The following is a 15,424-nucleotide window of genomic DNA, read 5'->3' as shown; positions in this document are numbered from 1 at the left end:
CTCAGGCCTTAGGCTGTGTAGCGCTCGATGTTGCAGATGGTGGTCTTGGTTTCCTGCATCATGGTCACCGAGTCATATCCGTACGTGGTGGCGGTGTTGACCGCCTCGCCGCGCACCACCGGGGCCGCGCCTTCCGGGTAGTACTCCAGCATGTCCTTGCCCTGCCACCATCCGGAGAAGTGGAAGGGAATGAACGCGGTGTCCGGACCCACGCGCGGCGTCACCAGGGCCTTGACCTTGATGCGTGCCCCGGTCGGCGTGGATACGATCACGTACTCGCCGTCGCGGATGCCGCGGTCGGATGCCGCCTTCGGGTTGATTTCGACGAAGTTGTCCTGCTGCAGCTCCGCCAGCCAGGGATTGGAACGCGTCTCTTCGCCGCCCCCTTCGTATTCCACCAGGCGTCCCGAGGTCAGGATGATGGGGAATTTCTCGTAGAGCTTCGCTTCCACGTTCTTCTGCTGGATCGACTTGTACAGCGTGGGCAGGCGCCAGAAGGCCTTCTTGTCGTCGTGCGTCGGGTACTTGGCCACCAGGTCCGGCTTGGTGCCGTAGATCGGTTCGCGATGCAGCGGCACCGGGTCGGGGAAGTTCCACACCACCGCGCGGGCCTTGGCGTTGCCGAAGGGATGCACGCCGTGCACCTTGAGGCAGACGCGCTGGATGCCGCCGGACAGGTCGGTCTTCCAGTTCTTGCCCTCGGCGGCCTTCTTTTCTTCCTCGGTGAGGTCATCCCACCAGCCAAGCTTCTTGAGCAGGACGTGGTCGAACTCCGGATAGCCGGTCGTGATGTCGGCGCCGACGGAATGCGAGCCGTCTTCCGCCAGCAGGTTCACGCCCTCGCGCTCCACGCCGAAGTTGGCGCGGAAGTTGCCGCCGCCGTCCATCACGTGGCGCGTGTTGTCGTACAGGTTCGGCGAGCCGGGATGCTTGAGCTCCGGCGTGCCGTAGCACGGCCAGGGCAGGCCGAAGTAGTCGCCCGTCATGTCGTAGCCGCTGGCCGCGTCCTTGCCGCCCTTGCAGCGCAGGGTCTTGACGTCGAACAGGTGCATGTTGCGCATGTGCGCCTTGAGGCGCTCGGGCGACTGGCCGGTGTAGCCAATGGTCCAGTTGCCGCGATTGATTTCGCGCAGCATGGACTCCGGTTCGGGTTCCATCATGCCGCCCTTGCCGGGAACGAGCTTCAGCTTGGCAACCAGTTCCTTGCCGAAGCCGAGCTTCTCGGCGAGCTGGTACATGATCATGTGGTCGGTGCGCGATTCGAACAGCGGCTCGATCACTTTTTCGCGCCACTGGATGGAGCGGTTGGACGCGGTCACCGAGCCCGAGGTCTCGAACTGCGTCGCCGCCGGCAGCAGGTACACCGCGCGGTTCGGGTTGAGTTCCTGGCCGTCCACCTTCATCGCCGCCATCGCCGCGGTGGCGGACGGGTAGGGGTCGATCACCACCAGCAGGTCGAGCTTGTCGAGCGCCTTCTTCATGTCAAGGCCGCGCGTCTGCGAGTTCGGCGCATGGCCCCAGAACACCATGCCGCGCACGTTGTTGTCCTGGTCGATGAATTCATTCTTTTCCAGCACGGCGTCGACCCAGCGCGACACCGTGGTGCCGGACTTTTCCATCATCGCCTGCGAGGCGTACTGCTTCTTGACCCATTCATAGTCGACGCCCCACACGTTCGCCCAGTGCTTCCAGGCGCCGGTCGCCAGGCCATAGTAGCCCGGCAGGGAGTCGGGGTTGGGGCCGACGTCGGTCGCGCCCTGCACGTTGTCGTGGCCGCGGAAGATGTTGGTGCCGCCGCCAGAGACGCCGACGTTGCCGAGCGCGAGCTGCAGGATGCAAGAGGCGCGGACCATGGCGTTGCCGATGCTGTGCTGGGTCTGGCCCATGCACCAGACCACGGTGGAGGGACGGTTCTTGGCCATGGTCTCGGCGGCCTTGAACACTTCCGCCTCGGGCACGCCGCAGGCTTCTTCCACCTTGTCCGGCGTCCACTTCATGACTTCCTCGCGGACCTTCTCCATGCCATAGACGCGGTCGTTGATGTATTTCTTGTCTTCCCAGCCGTTCTTGAAGATGTGGTACAGCATGCCGTACAGGTAGGGAATGTCAGAGCCCGAGCGGATGCGCACGTACTGGTCGGACTTGGCCGCGGTGCGGGTGAAGCGCGGGTCGACCACGATGACCTTGGTGCCGCTTTCCTTTGCATGCAGCATGTGCAGCATCGACACCGGGTGGGCTTCCGCCGCATTCGAGCCGATGTACATGATCGCCTTCGAATTCTGCATGTCGTTGTAGCTGTTCGTCATGGCGCCGTAGCCCCAGGTGTTCGCGACGCCCGCCACGGTGGTGGAGTGGCAGATGCGGGCCTGGTGGTCACAGTTGTTCGTGCCGAAGAAGGACACGAACTTGCGCAGCAGCTGGGACTGCTCGTTGTTGTGCTTGGACGAGCCGACGAAGAACACCGAATCCGGTCCAGTTGCCTTCTTGATCTCGAGCAGCTTGGCGGAGACTTCCTGCAGCGCCTGGTCCCAGGAGATGCGCTGGTACTTGCCGTTGACCAGCTTCATCGGATACTTCAGGCGGTATTCGCCATGGCCATGCTCGCGCAGCGCCGCGCCCTTGGCGCAGTGCGCGCCGAGGTTGATCGGCGAATCGAACACCGGTTCCTGGCGCACCCAGACGCCGTTCTCGACCACCGCGTCCACCGCGCAGCCCACGGAGCAGTGGGTGCAGACGGTGCGGCGCACCTCGATCTTGCCGTTGCCGCCGGCCTTGTCCGCACCGTCCGCGGCGCGGGCGCGCTGGATCAGGTTCAGCTGCGAGGCGGCGATGCCGGCGCCGATGCCGATGCCGGAACGTTTGAGAAAGGTGCGCCGGTCCATGGTAGGCAGCGCGCGCGACAGGCTGTCGGTCAGGCTGGAAGAAAAGCGTTGAGCCGAACGCTGGCCTGACTGGCCTTTGCGAGTCAAGAGCATGGTCATCCCCCGGGGGTCAGATTTTAGTGGTGCGGTAGTATTTCTGGATGTGTTCCGTCAGGCGGTAGCCGTCGTCGCCGGGATCGGCCGCTTCGGGCGCGAGGTCGGCGATTTGCGGAACGGTGGTCTTGGACGTGATCTTCGCAGCGACGCCGGCTGCCGCGACCAGGCCGAGCCCGGTGAAAAAGCTGCGTCTTGCGGTCTTCATTTTTTCTGCCATGGTGGTCTCTCCTTCCTAGCGGACGCGGTTCAGCGCGGTCGTGTCTGCTTGTGGGCAGACTTTGTCATCGAACCATAATAGTGCGTCCCCGCGCAAATTGCACGATGGTTTTGATCAATTTGATTGGACAAAATTGAATAGGTGTTGAAACAGTCTCGCGATCGCGACAAAGCTTACGGCTCACTTACGCGAAACTTACGGCAAGCTTACGACAAGGCCCTGGGCTGTCATTCAAGCCATGTCGAAGGCCTGGGCCTCGACCGCGAAGAATGCCGACGCGAGGCGCGCGACCGATGCATGAAACCGGGCGGCCGGATGCTGGATGACGGCTTCGCACATGGTGTCCGCCCAAGGCTGGATGTGGGTGGCGAAAAAGTTTTTTTGCGTTGCGACATTGGCGTGCAAAGAATCGTCGGACGCGATCAGGTAACGCATCACCTCGCACAGGGTAGCGATGTGATCCTCGCTTTCCGGCACCGCCTCGTCGCGCTGCAAGCCGAGTTTCCCGAGGTCGTCGCGCAGGGCGGCCAGCGGCTTCTCCATGAGGAAGCCGGACAGGTAGTAGGAACCGTACAGCATGACGTCGGGCTTGCCGACGCCGATGAAGAGCGACTCGTATTCGTCGCGGACCTCGTCCGCGCTGGCGCGCTTGCACGCGTCCACTAGGCCGGACCATGCCTGCTCCAGCACGCCGTCGCCGTCCTGCCCGCTGGCGGCGATGCGGTCGATGAGGTCCTTGCTGGCGGGCGCGTAGAACAGCGAGGCGAGCAGGCCGTAGAGGTCGGCGCGCGCGGTTTCCTCGCCCTGGTCGGGTGCTTCGAAGCGGAGCGTCTGTGTGCTTGTCATCGTGATAATCAGGTCAGCGCTTGAGGTCCAGGATGGATGATTCCGATTTATTCTGCATCATGTCGACCACGCGGCAATCCCCGCACATGCGGATGCGGTCGATGTTGCCCGCGAAGGCGCCGTGCATCGACAGCTTTGCCACCATGTTTTCGATCATCTGCAGGGTGCCGAAGGGCTTGCTGCAGCGGATGCAATGATAGGGCTGGGTTTCGTTGAGCACCGCCGGCTGCTTGGCCGCGGGCGTGAGCAGCAGGCGCGGCGTCAGCGTGATCGCATTCTCCGGACAGGTCTTCTCGCACAGGCCGCACTGCACGCAGTTGCTCTCGATGAAGCGCAGCTGCGGCAGGTTCGGATTGTCGGCCAGGGCCTTTTCCGGGCAGGCGCCGACGCAGGACATGCACAGCGTGCAGGCGGCGGTGTCGACGTCGACCTTGCCGAAGGGCGCCGGTGCCGGCAAGGGAATCGTTTCCTGCGGGGCGGGCGCGTGCTTGAGCAGGTGCTCGAAGGCAAAATCCAGGGTGGTGCGCTTTTCCTGGGTGATGCGGTAGGTGGCGCGCTGCGGCACGCCCTGCGCCGGCTGGAGGCGGCGCAGCTCGGCCTCGAGCGCCATGGCATCCGCGGCGCGCAGCAGTTCGAGGTGGCGGCCGGCGTAGCCCAGCGCCGTCAGGATGGTCTGCGCGATCTGCATCTGGTGTTCGAGCGCCTCGAGGTACTGCGGCGCTTCCGCGCCGGTCGCCAGCACCGCGACGTTGCTCGCGCCGAAGGCGATCGCGCTCAGCCAGACGTCGATGCCCGCGCTCGCGACGTGCTGCAGGCTGACCGGGATGACCCGCGCCGGCATGCCGTCCAGGCTGCCCGCGCCGGCCAGGCGTCCGAGTTCGAGGAGCAAGGCCGCGCCGTCCTCGTGGTGATGGAACAGCAAGGCAGGCGCCTTGCCGCCGGCCCGGGCGTAGGTGTCGAGCAGGGTCTTGATCCGCAGGCCGAGGTCGTCCGGCCGCGGATAGGCATAGGTGAGGGCGCCGGAAGGGCAGACCGTGGTGCAGGCGCCGCATCCCGCGCACAGCTGGGGCGTGACCTTGATGCGGTCGCCATCATGGCTGATGGCGCCGGCGGAGCAGATCTCGACGCAGGCATTGCAGCCGGTCTTGCGGTTGCGGCCATGCGCGCAGATCTTTTCCTTGTAGACGAAGAACTTCGGCTTGCTGAATTCGCCGACCAGTTGGGCCAGCTCGAGCGCCATGGCCGCCTGCCTGGCCGCGTCCGCGCCGGGGGCAAAGTAGCCCTGCGGCGGCTGGTGCAGGCGGATCGCCGGCGTATCCTGCAGGTCGAAGACAAGGTCGAATTCGCCGCTGCGCTCGGTCGCGGCGCGGCCGAAATCGATGGCGCCGATCGGTCCGCAGGCCTTGACGCAGTCGCCGTGACGGGTGCAGGCATCGAGGTTGATCTGGTAGCTGAGGTCGATGGCGCCTTCCGGGCAAGCCTGGATGCAGGCATTGCAGCGGGTGCACAATTCCAGGTCGATCGGGTTCTGCTGCTCCCAGTTCACCTTGAACGCGCCCAGCCAGCCATCAACGCGAACGTTGCCGCCGGAAAAACTCGGATGAACCCGCTCCAGCAGCGCCTCGCCGCCATGCCCGGAGGTCAGCAGCATGCTGACGTCGAGCTGGCCGCCGAGCTTCTTCGCCCAGGGCAGCACGCGGGAAGACGGGCCGATCAGCAGGACGTTCCCGCCGGAGGCATATTCCACTTCGGGTACCGGCTCCGGATCGGGCAATGCCGCGGCGGCAAGCAAGGCGGCCATCTTGGGCAGGGCCTGGCGGCCCTCCTTGCCCCAGCCGCCGGTTTCGCGGATGTTGACGAAGCGCAGCGGCGCCACGCTGGTCTTTTGCTCGGCGAGCTCGCTGAACAGGCCGCGTTCCTGGGTGCAGGCGACGACCACCTGGTCCACGCCGTCGAGGGCCTCGAGCATGCTGCCGACCTCGCGCCGGCATAACTGCGAATGCATGGGCAGCGGACCGCTTCCCAGCGCCGCGCCCAGGCTGGCGCCCGCGGCCGCGTCGAGCGGCATGGTGCGGTTGCAGCTGCAAACTTTAAATTGGGTCATGAGGTGATTCTGTAGAAAGCGGTGTGATCGGTGTGTTCTGGCCGGGGAGCGCCGCATCATCGCTGGCAACGTCCGTCTTGCTGGCGTTGAGGGCTTCCGGCTCCGCTTGTGCCGGTAGTTGCGCTTCGTGCGCTTCTTGCAAGCCGGGCTGCTCGCGCGCCGCGTCCGCCTCGGCATGGTGTTCGGCGGCGGCCGGTTCCTGGTCAGCCGGATGTTCAGCTTCTTTGGGTTCCGCGTCAAGCATGGCCATGACCGGCTTGCCGAGATGGTCTAGCGGATTCAGCACCGACTTGGCGTGATTGAGGGCGGCCAGCATGGCGGGGGGGATCGGATCGAACTTGTTGAAGTCCTCGATATAGACGTCCAGGCCATCCATCACGTTGAAATGCGGATCGGCGAACAGCTTCTTGAGCGCGGAGCGGCGCACGGTTTCGTCGACGCCTCCCGCGACGAAGCGGGTGAAGTCCGAGTCCGGCGTGAGCTTGGCCACGTCCTCCATGGTCGGCGCGGGAGCAGGCTGTTCCGCGGACTGCTGCGCCGGCGGGTTCTCCGTGCCCGGCGCGGCGGGCGCTTCCTGCTCGCGCGCCTCGGACTTGCGCCGCGACCAGCGCGAGAAAAAGCTCTCAGCTTCCATGGCTGCCTCCCTCGGCGCGCGCCATCTGCTCCACGCCGGCGCCGCCCTCGAAGGAAGGCTTGCGCCGCTTCTTCTTCGGCTCCGGCCGGTAATGCTCCAGCGCGAACGCGCGCAGCTGTTCGATGACTTCCGCCGGCGCCGGCACGGTGTCGACGCGTTCGCCGCCGTCCATCAGGCGCGCCGCCTCGTTGTAGGAAAGTGTGAGCGCCTTGGGCACCGCCACCTCCTCGCCGTCGATGTCTTCCAGGCGCCACATGACAAACCAGCAGGGCGCCGGCGAATCGACGTTCAGGAAATAGCCCTCCGCCTCGTCGGTGTACAAACGCACTTCGAAGCCGGTGAACAGCCAGCGCGCGTCGGATTCATCGTTGCGCAGGCAGCGCGGCGGCGCGGCGGGCAGCAGGGTGGGAACGTCGACTTCGACCGGCTTCCATTGCCAGGATTGCCAGCGGCTGGCGAGCGGGAGGCGCTGCATCACGACTGCGGCGTTGATGGCGTCGGTTTCCATGTTGATAAGGCGGGGGAGATGCGCAAGGTGACGGGAGGATAGTTTGCGCTAAAACCGGAGAATTTGCACTTGCGTGTTGTCTTGCGGCTTCAAGGTGGCGGGCGGTGCATCCGCCCGGGTTGTCATTCCCGCGCGGGCGGGAATGACGGGTTGGCAGGCGGTGAAAGAGGCAGTCAGGACCGGGAGATCAATCGTTCTTGATGACGATCGAAGGAAACTTGCTCGTCATGTCCTTGGCCTTCTCCGCCACCTTGATCGCCACCTTCCTGGCGATCGACCTGTAGATCGCGGCCACCTGCCCGTCCGGATCCGCCACCACGGTCGGCTTGCCGGAGTCGGCCTGCTCGCGGATGGACATCGTCAGCGGCAGGGCGCCGAGGAATTCCACGCCGTAGTCCGCGCACATCTTTTCCCCGCCGCCCTGGCCGAAGATCGGCTCCGCGTGGCCGCAGTTGGAGCAGATGTGGACGCTCATGTTTTCCACGATGCCGAGGATGGGAATGCCGACCTTCTCGAACATCTTCAGGCCCTTGCGCGCGTCCAGCAGGGCGATGTCCTGGGGCGTGGTCACGATGACCGCGCCGGTGACCGGCACCTTCTGCGACAGGGTGAGCTGCACGTCGCCGGTGCCGGGAGGCATGTCGACGACGAGGTAGTCGAGGTCGCGCCAGTTGGTCTGTTCCAGCAGCTGCTGCAGGGCCTGTGTGACGATCGGGCCGCGCCAGACCATCGGCTCGTCGGGATCGATCATGAAGCCGATGCTGGAGACCTGCAGGCCGTGGTTCTCGAGGGGCTCCATGGTCTTGCCGTCCACCGACTCGGGACGGGCGTTGATGCCCATCATCATCGGCTGGGAAGGACCATAGATGTCGGCGTCGAGGATGCCGACCTGCGCGCCCTCGGCCGCCAGGGCCAGGGCCAGGTTCACGGCGGTGGTCGACTTGCCGACGCCGCCCTTGCCCGAGGCGACGGCGATGATGTTCTTGACGTTGGGCATCAGCTTCACGCCGCGCTGCACCGCGTGGGCGATGATCTTGGAATAGACGTTGACGCTGACGTTGCCCGCGCCTTCCACGCCGCGCACCGCGGCCACCACCAGCTTGCGGATGGGATCGATCTGGCTCTTCGCCGGATAGCCGAGCTCGACGTCGAGCACCACGTCGGCGCCGTCGAGACGGATGTTCTTCGCGGACTTGGAAGACACCAGGTCCTTGCCCGTATTGGGATCGATCACGCTGGACAGGGCGGCCTTGACTGCATCTACCGATAAAGACATGTGCATACCTCTTTCTGGGAACCGCACAAGTCTAAACCAGTTTGCCCGCCATTGCCCCCTGATTATCCCCACCGCCAGCAAGGTTGATGCTGCCGTCGCGGCGCGTTCCGGCTGGCGGGGACCCGGGTACAATAGCCGGCGTGTTAGCCAAGACGACGCCATGACCATTTCTCCCCAACACATCACGGGCCTGATCCTCGCCGGCGGCCGCGGCTCGCGCATGGGACACGTGGACAAGGGGCTGCAGCCCTTCCGCGGCGCGCCCATGGTGCTGCATGCCATCATGCGCCTGCAGCCGCAGGTCGGCGCGCTCATGATCAACGCCAACCAGAACATCGCTCCCTACGAAGGCTTCGGCTTTCCGGTCTGGCCGGACCAGCTGGGCGGCTTCGAGGGCCCGCTGGCCGGATTGCAGACCGGGCTGTCGCATTGCGACACCGACTACCTGGTGACGGCGCCATGCGACTCGCCCTTCCTGCCGCACGACCTGGTCGAGCGCCTCGGCGAGGCCCTGCTCTCGCGCAATGCCGACCTCGCCGTGGCGGTGACCGGCAGCGGCGATGCGGTCCAGCCCCATCCGGTGTTCTGCCTGATGAATGCGGGCGTGCTGCCCAGCCTGAACCTGTTCCTGCAGGAAGGCGGGCGCAAGATCGACCGCTGGTACCGTTCCCTGCCTTTCGTCGAAGTGCATTTTCCCGACGAGTCCGCGTTCCGCAACATCAATACCCTCGAGGAATTGCGGCAGTTCGAATCCTGACCGTTCCCGCCTAACCACTCCAGCCCAGCCCGGAAACATGTCCCGTTCCAGCCTTGCCGAAATCATCAGCTGCCTGTCCGGCTACGACCCCGACGCCGTGCCGGTGGCGCAGGCCCAGCAGATCATCCATGCGCTCGCCGCGCCGGTGGACGCCGTCGAGAAGCTCGCCCTGCGCAGCGCGCTCGGCCGCGTGCTTGCCGAGGATGTCATCTCTTCCATCGACGTGCCGCAGCATGACAACTCCGCCATGGATGGCTACGCGCTGCGCGGTGCCGACCTGCCCGCGCAGGATGCCGCCACCTTCCGCATCGCCGGCACGGTGCTGGCGGGCGGCGCGCCGGCGGCCCCGGTCGCGACGGGCGAGTGCGTGCGCATCATGACCGGCGCGCCGATGCCGCCCGGCTGCGACACCGTGGTGCCGCAGGAATTCACGCGCGATGCCGGAAGCGGCCAGGTAAGCGTCCCGGCGGGCGCGGTGAAGCCGGGAGACAACCGCCGCCTGCAGGGTGAAGACCTGCAGGCCGGCAAGCCGGCGCTGGCGCAGGGCCGCATCCTCCGGCCGGCCGACCTGGGCCTGCTGGCCTCGCTCGGCATCGCCGAGGTGCCGGTGCGGCGGCGCCTGCGGGTAGCCTTCTTCTCGACGGGCGACGAATTGCGCTCCATCGGCGAACCGCTCGACCCCGGCTGCGTTTACGACAGCAACCGCTATACCTTGCACGGCATGCTTTCCCGACTGGGATGCGACGTGCTCGACATGGGCGTGGTGAAGGATGACCCGGCCTCGCTCGAGGCGGCGTTTCGCAGCGCCTGCGAGAACGCCGACGCCGTCATCACTTCCGGCGGCGTGTCGGTCGGCGAGGCGGATTACACCAAGCAGATGATGGCGACGCTCGGCGACGTCGCCTTCTGGAAAATCGGCATGCGCCCGGGCCGCCCGATGGCGTTCGGCAAGATTGCCTCCGGAGGCAAGAGCGCGGTGCTGTTCGGCCTGCCCGGCAACCCGGTGGCGGTGATGGTGACCTTCTACTTCTTCGCGCGCGATGCCCTGCTGCGCATGATGGGCGCGCAGGCCGCGCCGCTGCCCCTGCTGCGGGTGCGTTCGCAGGCGGCGATCCGCAAGAAACCCGGGCGCACCGAGTACCAGCGCGGCATCCTGAGCGTGGCCGAGGACGGGCGGCAAGAAGTGCGCATTACCGGCTCGCAGGGATCGGGCATCCTGCGCTCGATGTCGGAAGCCAACTGCATGGTGGTGCTGCATCACGAGCAGTCCGGCGTGCAGGCCGGCGACGAGGTCGACGTCATTCTCTTCGACGGCCTCGTCTGACGCCCGCGCCGGTCTGGCGCTGGCGCAATCCCGCGGGCGCGCGCTTGCGCCGCTCCATGCCCGGCAACGAAATGTCGTTTTGACAGGAACGGCATTTCGTCCCTCCCTGTCCAACCTCCGAAACATCATGCGGCGATGCAATGCGCGCCGCATTGCCAATCGAAGGTTGCGAACATGAACAAGGCGGAACAACGACAGCTGCTCGAGATCGCGCTGGAACAGGACAGCGCGATCTCGATGCAGGAAATCAAGGAGAGCCCCAGCACGGCGCCGCGCATCCCTGCCGATGCCATCGCCGTCATTCCCGTGCGTTACCTCGTGCTCTTCCCGGGCACCATCGTGCCGATCAGCCTCGGGCGCGAAGCGTCGATCGCCGCCGCGCAGGAAGCGGTGCGCGCCGAATGCCCGATCGGCTTGCTGCTGCAGCAAGACTCTGACCTGGAGAAGCCGTCCGCCGACCAGTTGTTCCAGGTCGGCACCCTGGCCGGCGTGCTGCGCTACATCACCTCGGAGGAAGGCAGTCACTACATGGTGTGCCAGGGCGAGCAGCGCTTTCGCGTGAAGGAGTTCCTCGACGGCTATCCCTTCTTCGTGGCGCGTATCGAACGGCTCGGCGAGGAAGATGAAAGCGCGCCCGACATCCAGGCGCGAATGCTGCAGTTGCGCCAGCGCACGGCCGAGATCGTGGAGCTGCTGCCGCAGGCGAGCGCCGAACTGAGCGCCGCCACGCAGAACGTCGATTCCGCTTCCGCCCTTGGGGATTTCGTTGCCGGCCTGCTCGACCTCAACCTCGAGCAGAAGCAGGACCTGCTGGAAACGGGCGACCTGCGGCGGCGGCTCGACAAGATCCTCGAGCTTGTCGGGTCGCGCATCGAGGTGCTGCGGCTGTCGCATGAAATCACCGCCCAGACCAAGGAGCGCATGGACGACCGCCAGCGCGAGTACCTGCTGCGCGAACAGCTCAAGACCATCCAGAAGGAACTCGGCGAAAGCGAAGGCGGCGCCGACGCCGAACGGCTGCAGGCCGCCCTGCTCAAGGCCGGCATGTCGGAAGAGGCCGATACCCATGTCCGCAAGGAACTGCAGCGGCTGGAACGCATGCCGGAAGCGGCGGCGGAATACGCGATGCTGCTGTCCTGGCTGGAGTGGATGACCAGCCTGCCGTGGTCGGCGCGCAGCGAGGAGAACATCGACATCGGCCATGCGCGCCGCATCCTGGACGGCGATCACTTCGGGCTCGACAAGGTCAAGCGGCGCATCCTCGAACATCTCGCGGTGCGCAAACTCAATCCGCATGGCAAGAGCCCGCTGATGTGCCTCGTCGGCCCGCCCGGCGTGGGCAAGACTTCGCTCGGCGAGAGCATCGCCCGCGCCACCGGCCGCAAGTTCGTGCGCGTGAGCCTCGGCGGCGTGCATGACGAAGCCGAGATCCGCGGCCACCGGCGCACCTACGTGGGCGCGATGCCGGGCAACATCATCCAGAGCCTGCGCCGCGCCGGCACGCGCAACTGCGTGATGCTGCTCGACGAAATCGACAAGCTCGGCGCCGGCGGCCACGGCGATCCCGCCGCCGCGCTGCTCGAGGTGCTGGACCCGGCGCAGAACGCCACCTTCCGCGATCATTACCTCGGCGAACCCTTCGACCTGTCGGACGTGATGTTCATCGCCACCGCGAACATGCTCGACGCCCTGTCCGGTCCCCTGCTCGACCGCATGGAAATCATCCGCCTGCCTGGGTACACCGAGGAAGAAAAGACGCAGATCGCCTGGCGTTACCTGGTGCCGCGCCAGCGGGAAACGGCAGGCCTGAGCGCCGCGCAATGCGAGCTTGCCGGCGACGTCATCCATGCGCTGATCGGCGACTACACCCGCGAAGCCGGCGTGCGCCAGCTCGAGCGCGAGATCGGCAACGTCTTCCGCCACGTGGCGATGCGCATCGCCGAGGGCGAAGCCGGGCCGATCGCCATCGATGCCGCGACGCTTCCCGCAATCCTCGGGCCGCGCCGGTTCGAGAACGAGCTCGCGCTGCGCACCGCCTTGCCGGGCGTCGCCACCGGCCTGGCGTGGACCCCCGTGGGTGGCGACATCCTGTTCATCGAGGCCAGCCGCACGCCGGGCCACGGCAAGCTCATCCTTACCGGCAAGCTGGGCGACATCATGAAGGAGAGCGCGCAGGCGGCCTTCACCCTGGTCAAGGCCCAATGCGAAACGCTGGGCATCGATGCCCGGGTATTCGAAGACAACGATGTCCACGTTCACGTGCCGGCCGGCGCCATGCCCAAGGACGGGCCCAGCGCCGGCGTGGCGATCCATGTCGCGCTCTGCTCGCTGCTGACCGGCAGGCCGGTGGCCAACGATTGCGCCATGACCGGCGAGATCAGCCTGCGCGGCATGGTGCTGCCGGTGGGCGGCGTCAAGGAGAAGGTGCTGGCCGCGATGCGCGCCGGCATCCGGCGCGTCATGCTGCCCGCGCGCAACCGCAAGGAAATGGAAGAGATCCCGGAAGAGGTGCGCAACGCGCTGGAATTCATCTGGCTGGAGCGGGTCGAAGATGCATTGAGCGCGGCCGTCGGCGGCCCGCGCTGACCGACACGATGACCTGACGGAGGATGCCTTGGGCGGTGCACTTCAGCAATTCATGAATGCCTGGTTGAGCGCGATGGACGATGCGCAGCGGCAAGCGCCGGAACAGGACGCGCAAGTCCGGCCGGTGCAGTCGTCGTTCCAGTTTCGTTATGCGCGTACGGAAATCGTCGCCCGTGGCGGCCAGGCGCACGTGCGGCACCACGAAGCGCGCTACGAGGACGGCAGGCTGGTAAGGGAAGAATGCGAGGGCACGCTGGACCCGGCGGCCTGGGAACGCATGGTCGAGGAAAACCAGCGACTGTTCGCGCGCCAGGTGGAAAGCGTGCTGAGCCTGTGGAGCCTGCCTTTCGGCGGCTGGCGCAGGTAGGCAGGAATCAGGTCCGGATCAGGTGCGTGCTGCCGGCAGGGCGACGTCCCCCGCCGCCGCGGAGCGCGAGCCCGCGCCCGGAAGGTTGCTTTCCCCGCGGTAGGCGAAGGCCACCGACATCTTCACCGTATTGCCCTCGTTGCGCCCGGCGGCATGGAACAGGCCGCTGTGGAAGAACAGCACGTCGCCTTTCTCCAGCTCCACCACCGTTTCCTGCGCGATCAGCTCCTGGTTCTCCGGCACCTCGGGTCGCAGGAAATCGAGCTCGTCGAGCCGGTGCCGCGCGATCTCGATGCGGTGCGAGCCGGGGATGACATGCAGCGCGCCATTGGCCGCGGTCTCGTCGCCGAGCGCCAGCCACACGGTAACGAGCGCATTGCGGGCAAAGGACCAGTAGCGGATGTCGCGGTGCCAGCCGGTTGCGGTGCCATAGCCGGGATGCTTGGTCATGACGCAGTTGTGATGCGCCAGGACCAGCCGGGGCGTTTCGCCTACTATCTGCCGCACGCGGCCGGCGATGCGCTCGTCCTCCGCCCAGGCACGATAGCAGGGATGGCGGTGGTAGGCATCCTTCAGGCGGCGGATGGTCCGGCCGCCTGGCGCGTCCAGCGACGCCGGCGCGCCCGGATAGCCGAGCACCGCCTCGTATTCCAGCGGTTCCTTGCCCGCCTTGAGCTGTTCGCGCGTCACCGCGCGCATCAGGTCGCACGCCACGGGCGTGGCCATCTTGCGGAAGACGAGGAAGCCGTCGCGCTGGAATTGTTCGAGTTCGATGTCGGAGAGCGTCATGGCGGTGAGGGTGTGGTATTCGCATACGTTAACGCAAATTGCCCCTGCCTGCATGCCGACTTACAATGACGCATCGCATTTTTCCGGCGTACTGGCATGGACGATTTCACTGACCTGGCACGGCGCCGCGCCCTGGCCAGACTGGCGCGGCTCGCCGCGGGCGGGGCGCTGGGCATGGGCGGCATGGCGGCGCTGCTCACCGACGCGCTCGCCGCCGCGCCGCAGGGCCTGCACACGATCAAGGGAGACGTTCGCATCGATGGCGAGCCCGCCGCCTCCGGACAGCGCCTGCGCATGGGCCAGAAGATCGAGACCGGCCCCGAAAGCGAAGCCGTGCTGGTGCACGACAGCCATGCCTTCCTGCTGCGCGGCGACAGCGCGATGCGCATCGAGCAGGGCGCCGGCGTGACGGTCCTGCGCTACCTCACCGGCCGCGTGCTCAGCGTCTTCGGCAAGGGCCGCAAGCGGCTGATCACGCCGACCGCGACCATCGGCATCCGCGGCACCGCCTGCTACATCGAGGCCGGGGAACACAACACCTATTTCTGCCTCTGCTACGGCACCGCTGCGATCACGCCGGTCCATGCGCCGTCGAAGCAGCGCACGATACGCACCCGGCACCATGAAAGTCCGCTCTACATCGGCGCCGACGCGCAGGCGCCGTACAGCAAGGCCGCGGTCGACAACCACCGCGATGACGAACTGGTGATGCTCGAAGCCCTGGCCGGCCGCGTGCCGCCCTTTACGGCAAGCGGCAGGAAAGGCAGGCGCGAACGGTACTGATGCCCGCGAGGGTGCCCTTGCGCAGCCGCCGGGCCGTGCCCGATTCCGGGAATGCCGAATTAAATTCGAACGCCGCGCCGCGGCGGGGCGCGGACCGAACGGGAATGCGCCAAATCACGCCAACAACGCAAGAATATTTTGCGGCAAGTTGTTCATAATGCAGCCCCGTGATCCATTGATCCATCGATTCAATCATTCCCGCGTCACGGGTTCAACGGCCGCCGCCTGCCATGAGCATGCCCGGCCACCTCTCTC

The 15,424-nt window shown here is 66.2% G+C and carries 13 protein-coding genes; 5 read left to right on the top strand and 8 right to left on the bottom strand.

Annotated elements, in window-relative coordinates; genetic code table 11:
- Positions 1-8 precede the first annotated feature (8 nt).
- The 7 genes from G3574_RS19160 to apbC all read right to left on the bottom strand — a co-directional run bounded on the left by G3574_RS19160 (position 9) and on the right by apbC (position 8,563).
- Positions 9-2,975, bottom strand: a complete 2,967-nt coding sequence (locus G3574_RS19160) for a formate dehydrogenase subunit alpha (RefSeq protein WP_163966791.1) — start codon at positions 2,973-2,975, stop codon at positions 9-11.
- A 16-nt stretch (positions 2,976-2,991) separates the two neighbouring features.
- Positions 2,992-3,195, bottom strand: a complete 204-nt coding sequence (locus G3574_RS19155; protein WP_163966788.1) for a hypothetical protein — start codon at positions 3,193-3,195, stop codon at positions 2,992-2,994.
- Between the two features lie 231 nt (positions 3,196-3,426).
- On the bottom strand, positions 3,427-4,041 hold the full coding sequence (locus G3574_RS19150; RefSeq protein WP_163966785.1) for a TorD/DmsD family molecular chaperone: 615 nt from the start codon (positions 4,039-4,041) through the stop codon (positions 3,427-3,429).
- A gap of 13 nt (positions 4,042-4,054) precedes the next feature.
- On the bottom strand, positions 4,055-6,145 hold the full coding sequence (locus tag G3574_RS19145; RefSeq protein WP_163966782.1) for a 4Fe-4S binding protein: 2,091 nt from the start codon (positions 6,143-6,145) through the stop codon (positions 4,055-4,057).
- Positions 6,132-6,779, bottom strand: coding sequence for a DUF3306 domain-containing protein (locus tag G3574_RS19140; RefSeq protein WP_163966779.1), 648 nt, complete (start codon positions 6,777-6,779; stop codon positions 6,132-6,134). The genes G3574_RS19145 and G3574_RS19140 overlap by 14 nt, the downstream gene beginning before the upstream one ends.
- Positions 6,769-7,287: a DUF3305 domain-containing protein gene (locus G3574_RS19135; protein ID WP_163966776.1), complete on the bottom strand. Its 519-nt coding sequence runs from the start codon at positions 7,285-7,287 to the stop codon at positions 6,769-6,771. The genes G3574_RS19140 and G3574_RS19135 overlap by 11 nt, the downstream gene beginning before the upstream one ends.
- Positions 7,288-7,474: 187 nt before the next feature.
- A complete protein-coding gene (gene apbC / locus G3574_RS19130) occupies positions 7,475-8,563 on the bottom strand; it encodes an iron-sulfur cluster carrier protein ApbC (protein WP_163966774.1) in 1,089 nt (362 codons plus the stop codon).
- 160 nt (positions 8,564-8,723) lie between these two features.
- Between apbC and mobA the strand changes: the two genes are divergently transcribed.
- The 4 genes from mobA to G3574_RS19110 all read left to right on the top strand — a co-directional run bounded on the left by mobA (position 8,724) and on the right by G3574_RS19110 (position 13,597).
- Positions 8,724-9,320 (top strand): molybdenum cofactor guanylyltransferase MobA, encoded by a 597-nt coding sequence (gene mobA, locus G3574_RS19125; RefSeq protein WP_163966771.1) that lies wholly within the window; start codon positions 8,724-8,726, stop codon positions 9,318-9,320.
- Positions 9,321-9,357: 37 nt separating this feature from the next.
- Entirely contained in the window at positions 9,358-10,644 is a 1,287-nt protein-coding gene (moeA, locus tag G3574_RS19120; RefSeq protein ID WP_163966769.1) for a molybdopterin molybdotransferase MoeA, read from the top strand.
- A 237-nt stretch (positions 10,645-10,881) separates the two neighbouring features.
- Positions 10,882-13,230 carry an endopeptidase La gene (gene lon, locus G3574_RS19115; protein ID WP_205609853.1) on the top strand — a complete coding sequence of 783 codons (2,349 nt, stop codon included), beginning with the start codon at positions 10,882-10,884 and terminating at the stop codon, positions 13,228-13,230.
- Positions 13,231-13,282: 52 nt separating this feature from the next.
- Entirely contained in the window at positions 13,283-13,597 is a 315-nt protein-coding gene (locus G3574_RS19110) for a hypothetical protein (RefSeq protein WP_163966764.1), read from the top strand.
- Positions 13,598-13,615: 18 nt separating this feature from the next.
- Here the strand turns inward: G3574_RS19110 and G3574_RS19105 are convergent, their stop codons facing one another.
- The gene (locus G3574_RS19105; RefSeq protein WP_163966761.1) at positions 13,616-14,386 is read right to left on the bottom strand and encodes a phytanoyl-CoA dioxygenase family protein; all 771 of its coding nucleotides are present in this window, start codon (positions 14,384-14,386) and stop codon (positions 13,616-13,618) included.
- Positions 14,387-14,482: 96 nt separating this feature from the next.
- Between G3574_RS19105 and G3574_RS19100 the strand changes: the two genes are divergently transcribed.
- Positions 14,483-15,169, top strand: a complete 687-nt coding sequence (locus G3574_RS19100; RefSeq protein ID WP_205609850.1) for a FecR domain-containing protein — start codon at positions 14,483-14,485, stop codon at positions 15,167-15,169.
- Positions 15,170-15,424: the final 255 nt, after the last annotated feature.

The organism is Noviherbaspirillum galbum (assembly GCF_010974945.1).
Lineage (GTDB): Bacteria > Pseudomonadota > Gammaproteobacteria > Burkholderiales > Burkholderiaceae_D > Noviherbaspirillum > Noviherbaspirillum galbum.
The sequence above is the reverse complement of the archived record's forward strand: the minus strand, read 5'-3'. Positions and strand labels throughout refer to the sequence as shown.